This is a genomic window from Ensifer sp. EB106-03-01-XG145 (assembly GCF_058792075.1).
On sequence record NZ_JBYTEC010000001.1, the window covers coordinates 187,699 to 204,602 of the forward strand.

At 62.9% G+C, this 16,904-nt stretch carries 19 protein-coding genes; 9 read left to right on the forward strand and 10 right to left on the reverse strand.

What is annotated here, in order from left to right:
- The first annotated feature begins 124 nt into the window (after positions 1-124).
- From rpmI to pheT, 4 genes are all read left to right on the forward strand, one after another.
- Positions 125-328 carry a 50S ribosomal protein L35 gene (gene rpmI, locus AC3WWH_RS00945; protein WP_025425550.1) on the forward strand — a complete coding sequence of 68 codons (204 nt, stop codon included), beginning with the start codon at positions 125-127 and terminating at the stop codon, positions 326-328.
- Positions 329-367: 39 nt separating this feature from the next.
- Positions 368-772, forward strand: a complete 405-nt coding sequence (gene rplT, locus AC3WWH_RS00950) for a 50S ribosomal protein L20 (protein WP_025425551.1) — start codon at positions 368-370, stop codon at positions 770-772.
- Positions 773-1,044: 272 nt separating this feature from the next.
- Positions 1,045-2,127, forward strand: a complete 1,083-nt coding sequence (gene pheS, locus AC3WWH_RS00955; RefSeq protein ID WP_057247870.1) for a phenylalanine--tRNA ligase subunit alpha — start codon at positions 1,045-1,047, stop codon at positions 2,125-2,127.
- A gap of 131 nt (positions 2,128-2,258) precedes the next feature.
- Positions 2,259-4,685 (forward strand): phenylalanine--tRNA ligase subunit beta, encoded by a 2,427-nt coding sequence (gene pheT / locus AC3WWH_RS00960; protein WP_058324549.1) that lies wholly within the window; start codon positions 2,259-2,261, stop codon positions 4,683-4,685.
- A 64-nt stretch (positions 4,686-4,749) separates the two neighbouring features.
- On the opposite strand, the gene AC3WWH_RS00965 is transcribed toward pheT, so the two are convergent.
- From AC3WWH_RS00965 to AC3WWH_RS00975, 3 genes are all read right to left on the reverse strand, one after another.
- The gene (locus AC3WWH_RS00965) at positions 4,750-5,148 is read right to left on the reverse strand and encodes a VOC family protein (RefSeq protein ID WP_058324550.1); all 399 of its coding nucleotides are present in this window, start codon (positions 5,146-5,148) and stop codon (positions 4,750-4,752) included.
- Positions 5,148-5,507 (reverse strand): nuclear transport factor 2 family protein, encoded by a 360-nt coding sequence (locus AC3WWH_RS00970; RefSeq protein WP_057247873.1) that lies wholly within the window; start codon positions 5,505-5,507, stop codon positions 5,148-5,150. The genes AC3WWH_RS00965 and AC3WWH_RS00970 overlap by 1 nt, the downstream gene beginning before the upstream one ends.
- A 207-nt stretch (positions 5,508-5,714) precedes the next feature.
- On the reverse strand, positions 5,715-6,710 hold the full coding sequence (locus AC3WWH_RS00975) for an aldo/keto reductase (protein ID WP_492376865.1): 996 nt from the start codon (positions 6,708-6,710) through the stop codon (positions 5,715-5,717).
- Between the two features lie 246 nt (positions 6,711-6,956).
- On the opposite strand from AC3WWH_RS00975, the gene AC3WWH_RS00980 reads away from it, so the two are divergent.
- Both AC3WWH_RS00980 and AC3WWH_RS00985 read left to right on the forward strand, forming a co-directional pair.
- Entirely contained in the window at positions 6,957-7,847 is an 891-nt protein-coding gene (locus AC3WWH_RS00980) for a LysR family transcriptional regulator (protein WP_058324552.1), read from the forward strand.
- A gap of 89 nt (positions 7,848-7,936) precedes the next feature.
- Entirely contained in the window at positions 7,937-8,572 is a 636-nt protein-coding gene (locus tag AC3WWH_RS00985) for a hypothetical protein (protein ID WP_057247876.1), read from the forward strand.
- Here the strand turns inward: AC3WWH_RS00985 and AC3WWH_RS00990 are convergent.
- Together AC3WWH_RS00990 and AC3WWH_RS00995 are read right to left on the reverse strand one after the other, a co-directional pair.
- Positions 8,524-8,997 carry a GNAT family N-acetyltransferase gene (locus AC3WWH_RS00990; protein ID WP_058324627.1) on the reverse strand — a complete coding sequence of 158 codons (474 nt, stop codon included), beginning with the start codon at positions 8,995-8,997 and terminating at the stop codon, positions 8,524-8,526. The two genes, AC3WWH_RS00985 and AC3WWH_RS00990, sit on opposite strands and share 49 nt — an antisense overlap.
- 19 nt (positions 8,998-9,016) lie before the next feature.
- On the reverse strand, positions 9,017-9,967 hold the full coding sequence (locus tag AC3WWH_RS00995) for an aldo/keto reductase (protein WP_113399014.1): 951 nt from the start codon (positions 9,965-9,967) through the stop codon (positions 9,017-9,019).
- 200 nt (positions 9,968-10,167) lie between these two features.
- Here AC3WWH_RS00995 and AC3WWH_RS01000 point away from each other — a divergent pair, with 200 nt between their 5' ends.
- Positions 10,168-11,154: a Gfo/Idh/MocA family protein gene (locus AC3WWH_RS01000; protein WP_058324553.1), complete on the forward strand. Its 987-nt coding sequence runs from the start codon at positions 10,168-10,170 to the stop codon at positions 11,152-11,154.
- A 73-nt stretch (positions 11,155-11,227) separates the two neighbouring features.
- Here the strand turns inward: AC3WWH_RS01000 and AC3WWH_RS01005 are convergent, their stop codons facing one another.
- Entirely contained in the window at positions 11,228-11,692 is a 465-nt protein-coding gene (locus AC3WWH_RS01005) for a hypothetical protein (protein ID WP_058324554.1), read from the reverse strand.
- Positions 11,693-11,770: 78 nt separating this feature from the next.
- On the opposite strand from AC3WWH_RS01005, the gene AC3WWH_RS01010 reads away from it, so the two are divergent.
- Positions 11,771-12,550 (forward strand): helix-turn-helix domain-containing protein, encoded by a 780-nt coding sequence (locus tag AC3WWH_RS01010; protein WP_058324555.1) that lies wholly within the window; start codon positions 11,771-11,773, stop codon positions 12,548-12,550.
- 33 nt (positions 12,551-12,583) lie between these two features.
- Here AC3WWH_RS01010 and AC3WWH_RS01015 read toward each other — a convergent pair whose 3' ends face one another.
- Genes AC3WWH_RS01015 through AC3WWH_RS01030 form a run of 4 tightly spaced genes read right to left on the reverse strand, consistent with a single transcriptional unit; the run spans position 12,584 to position 14,923 of the window.
- Positions 12,584-12,796 (reverse strand): hypothetical protein, encoded by a 213-nt coding sequence (locus AC3WWH_RS01015; protein WP_058324556.1) that lies wholly within the window; start codon positions 12,794-12,796, stop codon positions 12,584-12,586.
- A gap of 13 nt (positions 12,797-12,809) precedes the next feature.
- Positions 12,810-13,172, reverse strand: coding sequence for a DMT family transporter (locus AC3WWH_RS01020; protein WP_058324557.1), 363 nt, complete (start codon positions 13,170-13,172; stop codon positions 12,810-12,812).
- A gap of 9 nt (positions 13,173-13,181) precedes the next feature.
- A complete protein-coding gene (locus AC3WWH_RS01025; protein ID WP_058324558.1) occupies positions 13,182-13,886 on the reverse strand; it encodes a class I SAM-dependent methyltransferase in 705 nt (234 codons plus the stop codon).
- Positions 13,883-14,923 carry a glycosyltransferase family 2 protein gene (locus AC3WWH_RS01030; protein WP_082615692.1) on the reverse strand — a complete coding sequence of 347 codons (1,041 nt, stop codon included), beginning with the start codon at positions 14,921-14,923 and terminating at the stop codon, positions 13,883-13,885. The genes AC3WWH_RS01025 and AC3WWH_RS01030 overlap by 4 nt, the downstream gene beginning before the upstream one ends.
- Positions 14,924-15,071: 148 nt before the next feature.
- Here AC3WWH_RS01030 and AC3WWH_RS01035 point away from each other — a divergent pair, with 148 nt between their 5' ends.
- Positions 15,072-16,892 (forward strand): hypothetical protein, encoded by a 1,821-nt coding sequence (locus AC3WWH_RS01035; RefSeq protein ID WP_082641179.1) that lies wholly within the window; start codon positions 15,072-15,074, stop codon positions 16,890-16,892.
- Positions 16,893-16,904 lie beyond the last annotated feature (12 nt).

Below are 16,904 nucleotides of genomic sequence, written 5' to 3' on the forward strand. Positions count from 1 at the left end.
TTCGGCATGTGCGGTTATAAGCCCCCGTCCGAACGGTCCGGCAGGGCATGCCGTGGCCGTTCTTAACGCTGGAAATGGACCTCGTCTGTCCGTTTCGAATTCTTAAGAAAAATGGAGTAGCAAAATGCCCAAGATGAAGACGAAATCGTCTGCCAAGAAGCGGTTCAAGATCACCGCTACTGGCAAGGTTCGTGCAGCAGCTGCTGGCAAGCGCCACGGCATGATCAAGCGTTCCAACAAGTTCATCCGCGACGCACGTGGAACCATGGTTCTCGCGGAGCCTGATGGCAAGAAGGTCATCAAGAACTACCTGCCCAACGGTCTCTAAGACTTTCAGGCATTTTGGACACGTTAAGGAGATCATGACATGGCACGTGTAAAACGCGGCGTAACCGCTCACGCCAAGCACAAGAAGACACTCAAGGCAGCCAAGGGCTTCTACGGCCGCCGCAAGAACACCATCCGCGCTGCGAAGGCTGCGGTTGATCGTTCGAAGCAGTTCGCTTACCGCGACCGCAAGGTCAACAAGCGCAACTTCCGCGCTCTCTGGATCCAGCGCATCAACGCTGCCGTCCGCGAATTCGGCCTGACCTACGGCCGCTTCATCGACGGCCTGAACAAGGCTGGCATCGAAGTCGACCGCAAGGTTCTGTCCGACATGGCTATCCATGAGCCGGCAGCATTCGGCGCCCTCGTCGAAGCTTCCAAGAAGGCGCTTGCCTACCTCAAGGAAGCCGGCACGACAAACGAGTTTGAAAGCGCTGTCCGTTAAGCCAGCGTTTTCCCAAAACCGTACTTAAAATTCGTTGGGAAACCCGCGCTGGCAGGGCTAGCGCGGGTTTTTCTTATTTCGCGAGATGAACGTGCGAGACGATCGAAAGGAACTGCCCCGGTTCCACCTTCCGACGACGCTTCAGCCGGGCCTCCGGCTTCGTCGTCCCTGCGTCTTTGCACTGGCATTCTTTGCGACCGCGGCGCGATCACATTCCTGAAGACTTGAGCCGATATAGAACCGAACCCATTCCCGCATCGAGGCAGGACAGAATGAGCGAACTGGAAACACTGGAACGGATACTGCTGGCGGACATCGATGCCGCAGGTGATGAGGGCTCGATCGAGGCCGTGCGCGTCAATGCGCTCGGCAAGAAGGGCTCGATCTCCGAGCTCCTGAAGACGCTGGGCACCATGACGCCGGAAGAGCGCCAGACCCGCGGTGCGCAGATCAATGCGCTGAAGACCACGGTCGCAGACGCGATCGCCGCCCGCAAGTCGGCGCTGAAGGATCAGGCGATCGCCGAGCGCCTGGCACGTGAGACGGTCGACATCAGCCTGCCGGTCCGCTCCTCGCCCGCCGAGCGCGGCCGCATTCACCCGATCAGCCAGATCGTCGACGAGATCACCGCGATCTTCGGCGACATGGGCTTCTCGATTGCCGAAGGTCCGGATATCGAGACCGACTACTACAACTTCACGGCGCTGAATTTCCCGGAAGGGCATCCCGCTCGCGAGATGCACGACACCTTCTTCTTCAATCCGGACGAGAAGGGCGACCGCAAGGTGCTGCGCACGCACACCTCGCCGGTGCAGATCCGCACCATGGAGGCGCAGCAGCCGCCGATCCGCATCATCATCCCCGGCAAGACCTATCGCCAGGATTCCGACGCGACCCATTCGCCGATGTTCCACCAGGTCGAAGGCCTGGTGATCGACAAGGCGGCGAACGTCGCCAACATGCGCTGGGTTCTGGAAGAGTTCTGCAAGGCCTTCTTCGAGGTCGACCAGGTGACGATGCGCTTCCGTCCGTCCTTCTTCCCCTTCACCGAGCCGTCCTTCGAAGTCGACATCCAGTGCGACCGCTCCGGCCCGATTGTCAAGTTCGGCGAAGGCACCGATTGGATGGAGATCCTCGGCTGCGGCATGGTGCATCCGAACGTGCTGCGCTCGGGCGGGCTCGATCCCGACGAGTATCAGGGTTTTGCGTGGGGCATGGGCCTCGACCGCATCGCCATGCTGAAATACGGCATGCCTGACCTGCGTGACTTCTTCAATGCCGACGTTCGCTGGATGACCCATTACGGCTTCCGCCCGCTGGACATGCCGACGCTGTTCGGTGGTCTCTCGGCCTGATCGCGCAGCTGATCAGAGCGGATGCGCTCACATTCGTTCGCGCTTCCGCTCTTTCTTTTTGTTTTGCCGCATTTGTGCGACGTCAGGTGATGCCACCTGACTGCAAAATGCTCTAGGACACAGGTGAAATCATGAAATTCACGCTTTCCTGGCTCAAGGACCACCTTGATACCGACGCTTCGCTGGAAGAGATCTGCGCGCGGCTGACGATGATCGGGCTCGAGGTCGAGGACGTCGACGACAAGGCCGCCTTCAAGCCCTTCGTCATCGCCAAGGTCGTCTCGGCCGAGCAGCATCCGAATGCCGACAAACTGCGCGTGTTGATGGTCGACACCGGCTCGGGCGCCCCGATCCAGGTCGTCTGCGGCGCGCCGAATGCGCGCACCGGCCTCGTCGGCGCCTTTGCCGCTCCCGGAACCTATGTGCCCGGCATCGACGTGACGCTCGCCGTCGGCACCATCCGCGGTGTCGAAAGCCGCGGCATGATGTGCTCGGAAAAGGAGCTGCAGATCTCCGAAGACCACAACGGCATCATCGACCTGCCGGCTGACGCGCCGGTCGGTACGAGCTACGCCGCCTATGCCGGTCTCGACGATCCGATGATCGAGATCAACCTGACGCCGAACCGCCCGGACTGCACCAGTGTCTACGGCATTGCCCGTGACCTCGCGGCCTCCGGCCTCGGCACGCTGAAAGCACGGCCTGCGCCCTCCTTCGCCGTCGAAGGCGAAACGCCGGTGAAGCTGACGCTCGACCTCGGCGAAGACAGGCACTTGTGCCCCGGCTTCTCGTTGCGGCTCGTGCGCGGCGTCAAGAACAGCCCGTCGCCGAAGTGGATGCAGCAGCGGCTGCTGGCGATCGGCCTTCGCCCGATCAACGCTTTGGTCGACATCACCAACTACATGACCTTCGACCAGGGCCGACCGATGCACGTCTTCGACGCCGCCAAGGTCAAGGGCAACCTGACGGTCCGCCGCGCCAAGGACGGCGAAACCGTGCTGGCGCTCGATCAGCGTGAATACAAGCTCGGCCCCAACAACGTCGTCATATCGGACGAAAAGGCGATCGAATCGATCGGCGGCGTCATGGGTGGCGAGCATTCCGGCTGTGACGAGAACACCACCGACGTGCTGATCGAGTCGGCGCTCTGGGATCCGATGAACATCGCCAAGACCGGCCGCACGCTCGGCATCATCACCGATGCGCGCTACCGCTTCGAACGCGGTGTCGACCCGGAATACATGGTGCCCGGCCTTGAGCGCACCACCGAGCTGGTGCTCGAACTCTGCGGTGGCAAGGCCGCCAAGGCGGAAGTGGTCGGCTATGCCGGCTATCAGCCGAAGATCGTCGATTTCCCGGTTTCCGAAGTGAAGCGACTGACCGGCCTCGAGGTCTCTTCGGAAGAGAGCGTCTCGATCCTGAAGAAGCTCGGCTTCGGCGTCGAAGGCTCGGGCGAACGCTTCCAGGTTTCGGTCCCGTCCTGGCGCCCGGATGTCGACGGCAAGGCCGATCTTGTCGAAGAGGTCATGCGCATCCATGGTGTCGACAACATCGTTGCGGCCCCGCTGCCGAGCCATGGCACCGTCAACGGCAAGATCCTGACGACGCTGCAGATCCGCACCCGTCTTGCCAAGCGTACGCTTGCAAGCCGCGGCATGCTGGAAGCGGTCACCTGGTCGTTCATCTCCGAGGAGCAGGCGAAGCTCTTCGGCGGCGGCGCGCCGGCGCTCAAGCTCGCCAATCCGATCGCCTCAGACATGTCGGACATGCGCCCGTCGCTGCTGCCGGGTCTGTTGACGGCCGCCCAGCGCAATGCTGACAAGGGTTTCGGCGACGTTGCGATCTTCGAGGTATCCGGCACCTATGAAGGCGATACGCCGGACGCCCAGCGCCGCGTCGCTGGCGGCATCCGCCGCGGCACCGCCTCGCTGAACGGCGCTGGCCGTCTGTGGTCGAACGCGGCTAAGGGCGGCGGCAAGGCGGTCGACGTTTTCGACGCCAAGGCTGATGCGATTGCGGTGCTCGAAGCCTGCGGCGTGGCGATGGGCAACGTCCAGTTCGGGCCGGGTGGTCCCGCCTGGTACCATCCGGGCCGCTCCGGCACGATCAAGCTCGGCCCGAAGATCGTTCTCGGCACCTTCGGCGAGTTCCACCCGAAGACGCTGGAAGCGCTCGACGTCTCCGGCGCGCTTTGCGGCTTCGAGATCTATGTCGATGCCATGCCCGAACCGAAGAAGAAGGCGACCCGCACCAAGCCGGCGCTCGATCTCTCGCCGTTCCAGGCGGTCAAGCGCGACTTCGCCTTCGTCGTCGACAAGGCGGTGGAGGCCGGCGCCATCCTGCGCGCCGCTTCCGGCGCCGACCGCAAGCTGGTCACCGGCGTCAGCGTCTTCGACGTCTTCGAGGGCGCATCGCTTGGCGAGGGCAAGAAGTCGATCGCCATCGAAGTCACCATCCAGCCGGTCGAGCGCACGCTGACCGACGAGGATTTTGAAGCGCTCACCGCCAAGATCGTCGCCAATGTGACGAAGTCGACGGGCGGCGTTCTGCGGGCGTAACCCGCTCAAGCACGTATCAATCGAAAGGGCCGCTGCGATCCAGCGGCCCTTTCCGTTTTGCGGTTCAATCCACGCGCTGCATCAGTTCGATGCGGTTGCCGAAGGGATCGTTGACATAACATCTGCGGTAGCCGGCAAGCGGCTCGTCCTCGGCGATCGTCACACCGGCCGCTTCGAGCCGCAGCGTCAGGCGGTCGAGATCGTCGACGAGAAAGGCCGGGTGAGCCTTGCGTGCCGGCCTGAAGTCTTGGTCGATGCCGAGATGCAGGCGGATGCTGCCCTGTTCGAACCAGCAGCCGCCACGCGCGAGAAGATTGGCCGGCTTGCTCACCTCCGAGAGGCCGAGGAGACCGCTGTAGAAGCCGCGAGCCGCCGGCTCGGCACCCGCCGGCATGGCAAGCTGGATATGGTCGATGCCGATGAGCCTGCCCGTCGGCGAGGGTTTCTCCGGGGTTGCCGTCATCACGCGTGCTGATGGAAGACCTTGTTGACGATCACCCAACGCCCGTCGATCTTCACCAGCGACAGATGGTCGGAATAGCGTTCGCCGGCGAAACTGTCGACCACCCTCACGGTTGCAGTATCACCGGTGATATCGATCTTCTGCACGTCCATCTCCGGCTGGGTTCCAGGGGGGGCTGCACCCGTCTCGATGATCGTCTTGATGAAGCCGTCGCGCGTCGTCCATTCGAGCGCGCCCTTGTAGTTGCCGATAATCGCCGCATCGGGGTGAAACGCCTTGCGCAGCGCGCCCTCATTGGCAAAGGCCATGCCGTCGACATAGAGGTGCACCACCGCGCTGATCGCCTGCTCGTCGGACATTCCCGCTCCTCCGGATTTGTTGCCGTTGGTTGAGAGGTAGTGCGTCCGGCGTGAATTTCGATGGGAAATCTCCCCGCCATCTGCGGAAGGCGGGGAGAAATGGAGCATTTCCAGGAAAAGTGCGAAGCGGTTTTCCGTCAGGAAAAGCGGTGAAATCACAGAGATAGAGCGTTTCCAAGACTCCGTTTCTCCTGGAAACGCTCTAGGTCAACGGTTGGTGAGCGCCAGCGAGGCGTCCGTGTAGCGATTGCCGGCGACAAGTGCCGGCGACAGCGCTTCGGCGAGGCGGCTGGATTCCTCAGCACTGAGCGTGATGCCTGCCGCGGCCGCATTCTGCTCCAGATGGTCGAGCTTGCGGGCGCCCGGGATAGGCACGATGAAATCACCCTGGTTGATGACCCAGGCGAGCGCGAGTTGAGCCGCGGTCACACCCTTCTCCTCAGCCAGCGCTTGAAGCGTTTCGACCAGCCGCACGTTGGCGTCGAAATTCTCCGCCTGGAAACGCGGTAGCGAGCGCCGGAAATCGTTGGCTTCCAGATCATCGGCCTTGCGCAGCGCGCCGGTCAGCATGCCGCGCCCGAGCGGGCTGTAGGGCACGAAGCCGATGCCGAGTTCGCGGCAGGTGGCGAGCACGTCCGCTTCCGGGTCACGCGACCACAGAGAATACTCGCTTTGGACAGCGGCGATCGGATGAACCTTGTGGGCCCGACGGATGGTGGCGGCACTCGCTTCGGAAAGGCCGAGGGCCCGCACCTTGCCCTCGCGCACCAATTCGGCCATGGCGCCGACGGTATCCTCGATCGGAACCTCCGGGTCGACACGGTGCTGGTAGTAGAGGTCGATGACATCGGTGCCGAGCCGCTTGAGTGAGGCTTCGGCCACCGCCTTCGCGTGCTCCGGCCGTCCGTCGACGCTCTTGATTGCCTGGGCCGCCGGCACCCCGGCTTCGATGCGGAAGCCGAATTTGGTGGCGATCGTCACCTTGTCGCGCATGGGGCCGAGCGCTTTGCCGAGCAGCTTCTCGTTTTCGAATGGGCCATAGACTTCGGCCGTGTCGAAGAAGGTGATGCCGAGGTCGATGGCGCGGTGAAGGGTGCGGATCGATTCCGCTTCATCGGCTGCGCCATAGGCGAAACTCATGCCCATGCAGCCGAGGCCGATGATGGAGACGGTAAGGTCATTCCCGAGTTTGCGGGTCTTCATGTCGTTTCCTTTGTCTGGCTGCCACGCGTCGGAACGAACGCGCTGGGAGGGCGCGTCTATCGTCCGAGGCATGAATTGGTGGCTGGACACCGCCGATGCGCCTGAATGGCGGGCGACGGTTCCTCGTTGCCATCGCAGACGAGCTCCTCGCTTCGTCCGGACGTTGGCGACGATTGAAGAATAGGGCCATGCGCGGCGGCTGAAAATCACTGTCAATTCTCACGGGCTGTTCTATTGTTTCGATCAATGAACAGAACGCAGCTCTCTCAACTCGCGGTATTGGCCGCCGTTGCCGCCAATGGCAGTTTTCGCGGGGCCGCCCGAGAACTCGGCGTGGCGCCGTCGGCCGTCAGCCACGCCGTCGGCAGCCTCGAGGCGAGCCTTGGGATTCGCCTGCTGGCGCGCACCACACGCAGCGTCGCGCCGACCGAGGAGGGGCGCCGGCTGCTCGAAAGGCTGGCGCCGGCGCTGGAAGAGATCGCCCATGCGCTGGAAGCGGCCGCCGACGCCCGCGAGCGTCCCGCAGGCAATCTGCGCATCACGGCGCCGCGGTTTGCAGCAGACCTGATCCTCGCGCCAAGGCTCGGGACCTTCCTGAACCTCTATCCGGAGATCGTCCTGGAAATCGCCAATGAGGATGGCTTCACCGATATTGTCGAAGAAGGCTTTGACGCTGGCATCAGGCTCGGCGAAAGCCTGGAAGCCGATATGATCGCCGTCAAAGTTGGGCCTGAGCTGGAAAGCGCCGTCGTCGCTTCGCCCGACTACTTCGAGCGCCACGGCCGGCCGCAGCACCCGCGCGACCTGGCGGAGCATCGTTGCATCCGCCGACGCTTCTCCAACGGCACGCTTTATCGCTGGGAGTTCGAGAAGGGCGGTGAGGAGCTGACGGTATCGGTCGAGGGCCCGCTGATCCTCGGTGAGGACCGGCCGATCATCAAGGCAGCGATGGGCGGCGCCGGCCTTGCCTATCTTTTCCTGTCGCGGGTGGAAACGGCGATCGCTGAAGGACGGCTGGAGCGTGTCATGGAAGACTGGTGCGCACCCTATGCCGGCCCCTATCTTTATTATCCAAGCCGCAGGCAGATGCGGCCGGCACTGCGCGCCTTCATCGATTTCTTCCGGCACAGCAGATAGCCGCGGTGTGGAAACGGGTGGCGCCGTTGGGCCGGATTTGGAATGCCATTGGTCTCGCACTCCGTTTGTTCGGATGAGAAAGGAAAACGATGAAGAAGCCCGGTTCGATGAAGGGTCTCGAAGATCTCGGCCGGGTACGGTTGTCCAGGAATTTCTTCTTCCGCGACTTTCTGCATTCGGAGATCGCCGATTTCTATCGCATCCCGAACATTCCTGACGATCCGGATCTCGCGATCGAGGCCGGGCGCCGCCTCTGCGAGGAGCTGCTGGAGCCGCTAGAGGCGACCTTCGGTCGCCTCGTCATTCGCTCAGGCTACCGCAACCGCGCCGTCAACGGCTTCGGCAATGCCAATGGTCTCAACTGCTCGACCAATGCCGCTTCGGCCGCCGACCATATCTGGGACATGCGCGATGCCGACGGATGCATCGGCGCCAGCGCCTGCATCGTCATCCCCTGGGTCTGGGATCGCCGTGGCGATATCGGCGGCTGGCAGTCGATCGCCTGGTGGATCCACGACCATCTGCCCTATGCCTCGCTTTGCTTTTTCCCGAAGTTATGGGCCTTCAACATCCAGTGGCACGAGCGGCCGGCGCGTCGGATATCGAGTTTTATCCAACCGCGCGGGCTGCTGACGAAGGCCGGCATGGCAAATCAGGCCGGTAGCCATGCGGAGGCCTATGCCGGATTTCCGGATTTGAGGAACGTGCCGAAATTGACCTTGTAGCGCACGTGCTCGTCGGTCCCGGAGTAGCGGTCGTAGAGCCGCCGCGCCATGGCATTGTCGGCCTCGGTGTACCAGTAGAGCCGGTCCCAGCCTTTCTCCTGACAATGCGCGATGAGATCGTCGATCATTGCCCGTGCCACGCCCTGGCCGCGTGCGGCGGGATCGACATAGAGATCCTCGATGTAGCAGATCGGTTGCCGGAAGAAGGTGGCGAGCTGCTCCTGGCAGATGGCAAAGCCCACCGTCTTTTCGTCGAGGATCGCCAAGCGCGCGAAAAGCGGCGTCGAGGGATCGGTCAGCCTCTTCCAGGTGAGGTCGATGATGTCCCCGGCGAGATCGGTGCCGGAAAAGGCGACATAGCCGGCCCAGAGGCGGCGCCAGTCCGCCTCGTCGCCGGCTGTCGCAGCGCGTGTCGTCAATGCCATCGGGTTGGTTTTGCTCCCGTCATTCGCCCACATCGTTGAGCTTTCGGATCGCTTCATCCGACAGCTCCAGTGCGGCAGAACGAATGAGGCTCTCCAACTGCGCGAGGCTGGTCGCGCTGGCGATCGGCGCCGTGACGCCCTTGCGCGTCCGGATCCAGGCGAGCGCAATTTCCGCCTGGGTCGCTCCGGTGTCGGCCGCGATGTCGTCGAGCACGCCGAGGATGCGCATGCCGCGCCCGTCAAGATATTTCTCGACGCCGCTGCCGCGCGCCGAGCCTTCGAGGTCCTTGTGCGTCCGGTATTTTCCCGAGAGGAACCCGCGCGCCAGCCCGAAATAGCTGATGACGCCGATCTCCTCGGCAACGCAGAGATCGCGCAGCGGCCCTTCGAACGCGTCGCGGTCATAGAGATTGTATTCCGGCTGCAGCACCTGATAGCGCGGCAGGCCCTGGTTTGCGGATACGTCGAGCGCCTCGCGCAGTTGCAGCGAGTTCAGGTTGGAGGCGCCGATGGCCCGGACCTTGCCCTCGGTCAGCAACTGGTCGTAGGCCGCCAGCGTCTCCTCGTAGGGCGTTTCCGGATCGGGCCAGTGGGAGAGATAGAGATCGATATGGTCGGTCTGCAGCCGTTTCAGCGAATCCTCCACCGCCTGCAGGATCCAGCGGCGCGAAAGTCCCTTGCGGTCGGGCCCGAGTTCGGAGCCGACCTTGGTGACGATGACGGCCTTGTCGCGCGACCGGCGCGACTGCTTCAGCCATTTGCCGATGATCGTTTCGGATTCGCCGCCGTGATTGCCCGGCGCCCAGGAGGAGTAGACATCAGCCGTATCGATGGCGTTGAACCCGGCATCGAAAAAGGCGTCGAGCAGCGCAAAGGAGGTCTTTTCGTTGGCGGTCCAGCCGAAGACATTGCCGCCGAAGACAAGGGGCGCAATTGTCAGGTCGGTACGGCCAAGTCTCAGTTTTTCCATGGTTTCGCTCCATTGGACTGGATGAGAGCATATCGCGATCGGGAGGATTGCGAAGGGAAAGATAGGGCAGAAAAGCTGACATTGTCACCCGTCTGCCGGCTTTTTTCTGCGAAACGCGAATCTCGGCCGGAACGATATCAATCGCTTGATAGGTACGTACCTCGGCGCTAGTCTCGGCCGCAAAATCAGGGAGCTTCACCATGTTACGTTTCGGAATTCTGTCCACGGCCCGGATCGGCCGCGACCTCGTCGTGCCGGCCATTCAGGACGCGGAGAACTGCGTCGTTTCGGCTGTAGCCAGCCGCGACTTCGCAAAAGCCCGGGCGATGGCCGACCGCTTCTCCGCACCGCATGCCTTCGGCTCCTACGAGGAGATGCTGGCGTCCGACGTCATCGATGCGGTCTATATTCCGCTCCCGACGGCACAGCACGTGGAATGGTCGGTCAAGGCCGCCAACGCCGGAAAACACGTGCTGTGCGAGAAGCCGATCGCGCTGCGGGCCTCCGAGATCGACACGCTGATCGCGGCGCGGGACCGCAACGGCGTGGTGATCGCCGAAGCCTTCATGGTCACCTACAGCCCCGTCTGGCGCAAGGTGCGCTCGCTGCTGGCCGAAGGCGCGATCGGCCGGCTGCGCCACGTCCAGGGCGCCTTCACCTATTTCAACCGCGACCCCAACAACATGCGCAACATTCCAGCGCTCGGCGGCGGCGGTCTGCCGGATATCGGTGTGTACCCGACGATCACCACCCGTTTCGTCACCGGCAAGGAGCCGGTGCGGGCGCAGGCAAGCACCGATCGCGATCCGGAATTCGGCACGGACATCTATTCGAGCGTGCGGGCAGACTTCGGCGATTTCGAGCTGAGCTTCTATATCTCCACCCAGCTCGCCGCCCGCCAGGTCATGGTCTTCCATGGCGACAAGGGCTTCATCGAGGTGAAGTCGCCCTTCAACGCCGATCGTTACGGCCGTGAGGAGGTGGAATTGACGAACCAGAACCACGCCCAGTCCCAGCTCTTCCGCTTCCAGGATGCCCGCCAGTACAAGCTTCAGGCGGAAGCCTTCTCGCGCGCCGCCAAGGGTGAGGACGAGGAAGTGGTGACGCTCGAGAATTCGCGTCTCAATCAGAAATTCATCGACGCGATCTATCGCGCCAGCGCCAAGGATGGCTGGGAGACCATCTGAGACGATCGAAGAATACGAGAAGGTCCGCCGGCATGACCGGCGGACGCCTTTCGCGATCTCTTGAGACCATCCGTCAGGCGATCGCCCCGCGCTCCTGCGCCAGACCGCGCAGCTTGAAGAACAGGAAGTCGGCGACGCCGATCATGCCGATGACGACGAGGGCAATGCCGGCGGCGGAAAGGGAGGCATAGGCGGCGAGCAGCAATGCCAAGCTTCCTACCTGCCAGAGCATGTCGCCGGCGATGCTGATGCGCGCCGAAGCCGTCACCGGGCCGCCATTGCGCGCCGCCGAGAGGTGGAATATCCCCCAGATCAACAGACCGGCACCCAGCGCCTTCAACATGACAGGCGTGATGAGGGGCGTCGCGGCGGCGTTGACCAGTGCAGCCAGCGGCACTGCTGCGAGGATCAGCGCGGCGCCGGAGACGAGCGAGAAGGCGTCGACGAGGAAGGTCTTGTTGAGCGGGCTGCGGTTCGAGAGGGTCGTCTTCGGCTCCATCCGTTTGTCGATGGCCGGATGTTGCGCTGATGACGTCATCAAACCAATTACCTCTGAGGTAATGGATTTTACCCGGCACGCGCGCCAGTCTGCCGGGCAAATGGAGAATCACGACACATGCAGTTTGGCGAACATCTGAAGGAGTGGCGCGGACACCGCCGCATGAGCCAGCTCGACCTGGCGGTCGCCGCCGGCATTTCGGCGCGTCACCTCTCGTTCCTCGAAACCGGCCGCTCGAAACCGTCGGAAGGCATGATCCTGCGGTTGGCCTCGGTGCTGGAAGTCCCGGCCCGCGACCAGGGGACGCTGTTTTCGGCAGCCGGCTATCGACCGCGCATGGCGACACGGCCGGCCGCGGGCCTGGACGCCATGCCGCCGGCCGTCGCCAATGCCATCAGGCTGATCCTGGCGCGCCACGATCCCTATCCCGGCCTGGTGCTCGACCACGAATATACGTTGCTGGTGGTCAACCCGGCGCTGGCGAGCCTGGCCGTCGCCGCCGACATTCCGTTCCAGCCGGGAGAAAATTTCCTCGACACCTTCCTCGGCAATGACAATGTGCGCAAGCTGGTCGTCAATTGGGAGCCGGCGGCCGCCGATCTCGTGCAGCGCGTGCGCACGGAGGCCTGGCTGCAAGGACCGCGCAGCCGCCTCGGCAAACGCCTGGAGAAGGCCGCGTCCAATCCCGCAGTGGCGCGCGCGGTCGAGAATCATCCGGACACTGACCGGCTGCCCGTTCTGCCGATCGAACTCGATGTCGGCGGCTTGCGGCTGAGCTTCATCACCACGCTGCAGACCTTCGGCTCGACCCAGGATGCCCTGGTGGAGGGTGTGCTGATCGAATCCTTCTTCCCCGCGGACGAGGAGACCAGGGCGTTTTTCGAGCGAAAAGGATGAGCATTCTTTGTGCGCTCATCTGAGCGCACGGCGCTAGTGGCTGTCGCGCTGCAGGCCGACTGCGATGGCGCCGCATAGCATCAACGCGACGCCCATATTATAGGCGCCAATCGCTGCGACCGCTTCGACCCAGCTGCCGCTGACACCTGCCAAAGCCAGCAGCACCGCACCGACCAGCACGCAGACACGCGCAGAGCGCAGACCGCATGTGATGATGCCGAGAAGGAAGGAGGCGGTGACGATCATGGTCCCGGTACCCTTACGAGTTGATGATGATCATGCCGCTGATGATCAGCGCGGCACCGAGCGCGTAACGTAGCGTCACCGCCTCGCCGAGAAAGACGACGGCAAGCAGCGGCACAATGCAGAAGGTGAGCGCCATGAACGAATAGGCGATCGTCAGCGGCACGGACTTGATCGTGAAGATCCAGATGATCGTGCCGATGCCGTAGACGGCCAAGGCGGTGAGCAATGTCGGGTTAAGGGCCAGCGCCAGCAGCCCTTGCGCGTTGGCGTCGCCGGTCTTGGCGCTTGTCAATTTGAAGAGGATCTGACCGGCCGAAATCAGCACCGGCGTGAAGAACAGTCCGAACCAGACGGCGGGCTGAAGATTGAGGTTCATCGCCACGTCTCACACCGCCAGAGCTTTGTCTTCGCGATAGTAGATGTCGCGGCCGATATCGATGCACTCGTGCTCGGCTGGCACCGGATGCACCGCGCGAAGGAAGGAGTGGGTATAGGGGAAGAAATTGAAGTGCGGATTGAAGGTGTAGCGATACTCGCGCTCGCGTGGCACGACAATGATCAGGCGCCGGCGGGCAATCCGTCGAAGTTCGGAGATCGCTTTGCGATAGTCGAGGATATGTTCGATGACATGGGTGCAGACGACGGTGTCGAACTCGCCATCCGCAAATGGCAGGTCCTCGATCATCGCCGCGTGATATTCCACGCCCTCGATCCGGGCCGCGTCGTCGATGGCGAAGTCGACGCCTGTCAGGCGCTTGACCTCGGGATTGGCAGCGCGGATCCGTTTCAACAGAACGCCGGTTCCGCAGCCGACGTCGCAGACGCTGTCGCCGACGACGCTTGCGGCGATCTTGCGCACGCAGGCTTCGGAATTGTCCGTTCCCTCGTGAACCCTCGGATGGCGCCGATAGAGGTCTTCGTATTCGCGTGCCGACAGGAACGGCGCCCGCGCGCGAAACTCCGCGAGATGCGCGATATGCTTGCCCCAGGCGAGGCTCGCCATGCCCTTGAACAGGCGCGAATCTCTGAGGATCGGCGGTATGACGTCTTCGATGATGAAGCGTATGCGGTTGGTTGTTTCCCGGTTCATCCGTGATGTTCCCGAACGATCCGTGCCTGCGTTCCGATCACCAAGTCCTCGGTCTGGGACAAAGCGAGGCCGCCCTTCGCGCTGTCGAGGGGAGCGGCCCGTGCGGCGGTTGCGATATAGTGAAGACGAAGCTGCTCGGTCCGGGCCCGTGAGACGGAATCGAGGATCAGGCCCGCCGTGAACATGATGATCGACACCATCAGCATGGCCAGCGCGAAGACCCAGGTCGGCATGCGCGGCACGAGCCCGGTGGCGAAATACTCGAGCAGCACCGGCATCATGAAACCGACGCTCGTCGAGAGGAAAGCCATGCCGATCAGTCCGAAGAACGTGAAAGGCCGCGTTTCTTTCATGAGCATTGCGAAGGTCCAGAGGATCTTGGCGCCGTCCCTGTATGTCGACAGCTTGGAATGGGAGCCGTCGGGTCTTCGGCCATAGTCCAGTTCAAGCTCTGCGACCGGCAGTTTCAGCCGCGAGGCATGGACCGACATCTCCGTCTCGATCTCGAAGCCGTTCGAAACGGCAGGGAAGCTCTTGGCGAACCGCCGCGAAAAGACCCGGTAGCCGGAGAAGATGTCGTTGAAATCCGTACCGAACATCGATCGGTAGAGAAGGTTGAAGAGCCTGTTGCCGAGCGCATGACCCTGTCTGCCCGCGTCGTTGTGGACGCCGCGCCGCGTCCCGACGACCATGTCAGCGCGCTCTGTGATCAAGGTGCGGATCAGATCTTCCGCATCCGTCGGACAATAGGTGCTGTCGCCGTCGGCCATCACATAGATGTCGGCATCGATATCGGCGAGCATCCGGCGCACCACGTGCCCCTTGCCCTGCCGGCGCTCGCGCACGACGGTCGCACCGGCAAGCATGGCCTTCAGCGCCGTGCCGTCCGTCGAATTGTTGTCGTAGACATAGATCTGCGCCGTCGGCAGTGCCGCCTGGAAGCCCTGAACCACTTGCCCGATGGTCGACGCTTCGTTGTAGCAAGGCAGCAGAACGGCGATGTTGAAACGGTCGAACATCCGGGTGGCTCGGCTCATGTTGGGTCGGCGTCATCATAGGCATCAGGGTGTTAACAAGACGCCAAGGGCCGCGTCCGTGCGCGCAACCCCCCAAATTGTCGTGGGCTTTACGCTTTTTTGAGCGCTCGTCGTTAGGTTGCGATGTGATCGAGACGGGCGAGGATCCATGGCGAACGGGACGGCGACGCTTTCTGAGGCGATTTCGAAGAACGCGCCGAGGCCGTTCTGGTCGAGCCTGCGTTCGATGGTGTTCGTCTACGGCGCTCCCACCATCCTCGTCCTTGTCGCCCGGTTCCTGATGGCGTCCGACTATGTTGGCCGCGACAATGATGATGTCATGCGTCTGGTTCAGGTCCGCGATCTCCTCGCTGGCCAGAGCTGGTTCGACCTGACGCAAGCCCGCCTCGGCCTGGAAGGCGGCACGCTGATGCACTGGTCGCGCCTCATCGACCTGCCGATCGCCGCACTCATTTCCGTCTTCAGGCCGTTCGTCGGGACGGCGCAGGCTGAAACTTTGGCCTTGGGGTTCTGGCCGATTTCGCTTGCGATCCCGTTGCTGGTGGCAATGGGCCTGGCCGGCCGTCGTGCCGGTGGCGTGGCGGCGATGCATTTCTGCCTGGGACTGACGACGATCTTCATCGTCACCACCAATCGCTTCCTTGGCGGCTCGATCGATCACCACAACGTACAGTTGGTGCTCGTCGCAGCTATGGCAGCAATGCTGGTTGATCGACAGTATCGCGCGTCGAGCTACGCCATTGCAGGGTTGGCGGCGGCGCTGGCGATTGCCATTGGTGCGGAAACGACGCCGTTTGTGGCCGTGGTCTGCGCGGTCGTTGCCTGCCAGTGGGTTTGGGTCGGCCGACAGGCTTCGCAGGCTACCGTTGCCTTTGGCCTTTCGCTCGCTGCAAGCCTGAGCCTCTTCTTCTTCGTGACGGTACCGCCGCGCCTCTACCTGGCCGCAACCTGCGACAACCTCTCGATCGCCTTCTACTCGCTGGCGCTGACCGGAGGCGGCCTGCTGGCGCTTGCCGCCGCCACGCTAAGCCGTCGGTCGACTGTCGTGCGGTGTTTTGCCCTTGGCGCTTGCGGCCTGGGGGTCATTGTCGTGGCACTGTGGGTGGCGCCGCAATGCCTGGGCAATCCCTTGGCAGCGCTTGACCCGTTGCTCCGCGAGCTGTGGCTCGACAACGTCACCGAAGCGCGCTCTTTCGCAGCCGTTGCAACGGGGGAACCCGCGAGCATCGGCGCCTACTACTTCACCGGTGCCTTTGCCGCGCTTCTCTGTGCCTGGCGCATCTGGCGCCGCGACAGGGTCGATCTCAACCTCATCCTCTTCGCGCTTGTGTCTTCGAGCCTGATGATTGCACTCATCCAGGTACGCGGAATGGCCTTTTCCAATCTCCTGGCGATCGTACCGATCGCGTTGCTGCTCTCGAATCTGCGTGCCCGCTCAAACGGCGGAACGGCAGGCGTGGGCGCGTCTCTGCTCTATGTCGGCACGCTTCTCATTTCGGTTCCAGCGGTTTGGGCTATTGCCGGGGTTCTTGTCGACAAGGGAATCGGAGGAGTTGTGGCGGGTGAAACCGCAACCTCGAACGGTAAGGCGTGCCTGACAACGTCATCGCTGACCGATCTGGAAGGCTTGCCGCCGTCGTTCATTGTCGGGCCATCGGATATCGGTGCAACCCTGCTTCGCCGCACCCAGCACCGCGTGCTGAGCGCACCCTACCATCGCAATGCCGCCGGCATGCTCATGGAGCTGAAGATCGGTCTGGCACCGGCCGAGGACGCGGCGGTCATGTTGCGCCAGCTCGGACATCCGGTCCTGGCCTTCTGCGCTGCGGACGTGCAGGCGCGAATGATCGCCGCGCGGGCGCCACAAGGCTTCTATGCTGAGCTTGCCGCCGGGCGTGTGCCGGCGTTCCTTTCGCCCTTGCCGGTTTCCGAGGGCTCGCCCATTCGCCTCTATGCGCTGAAACCGTAAGCGGCGTCGGCC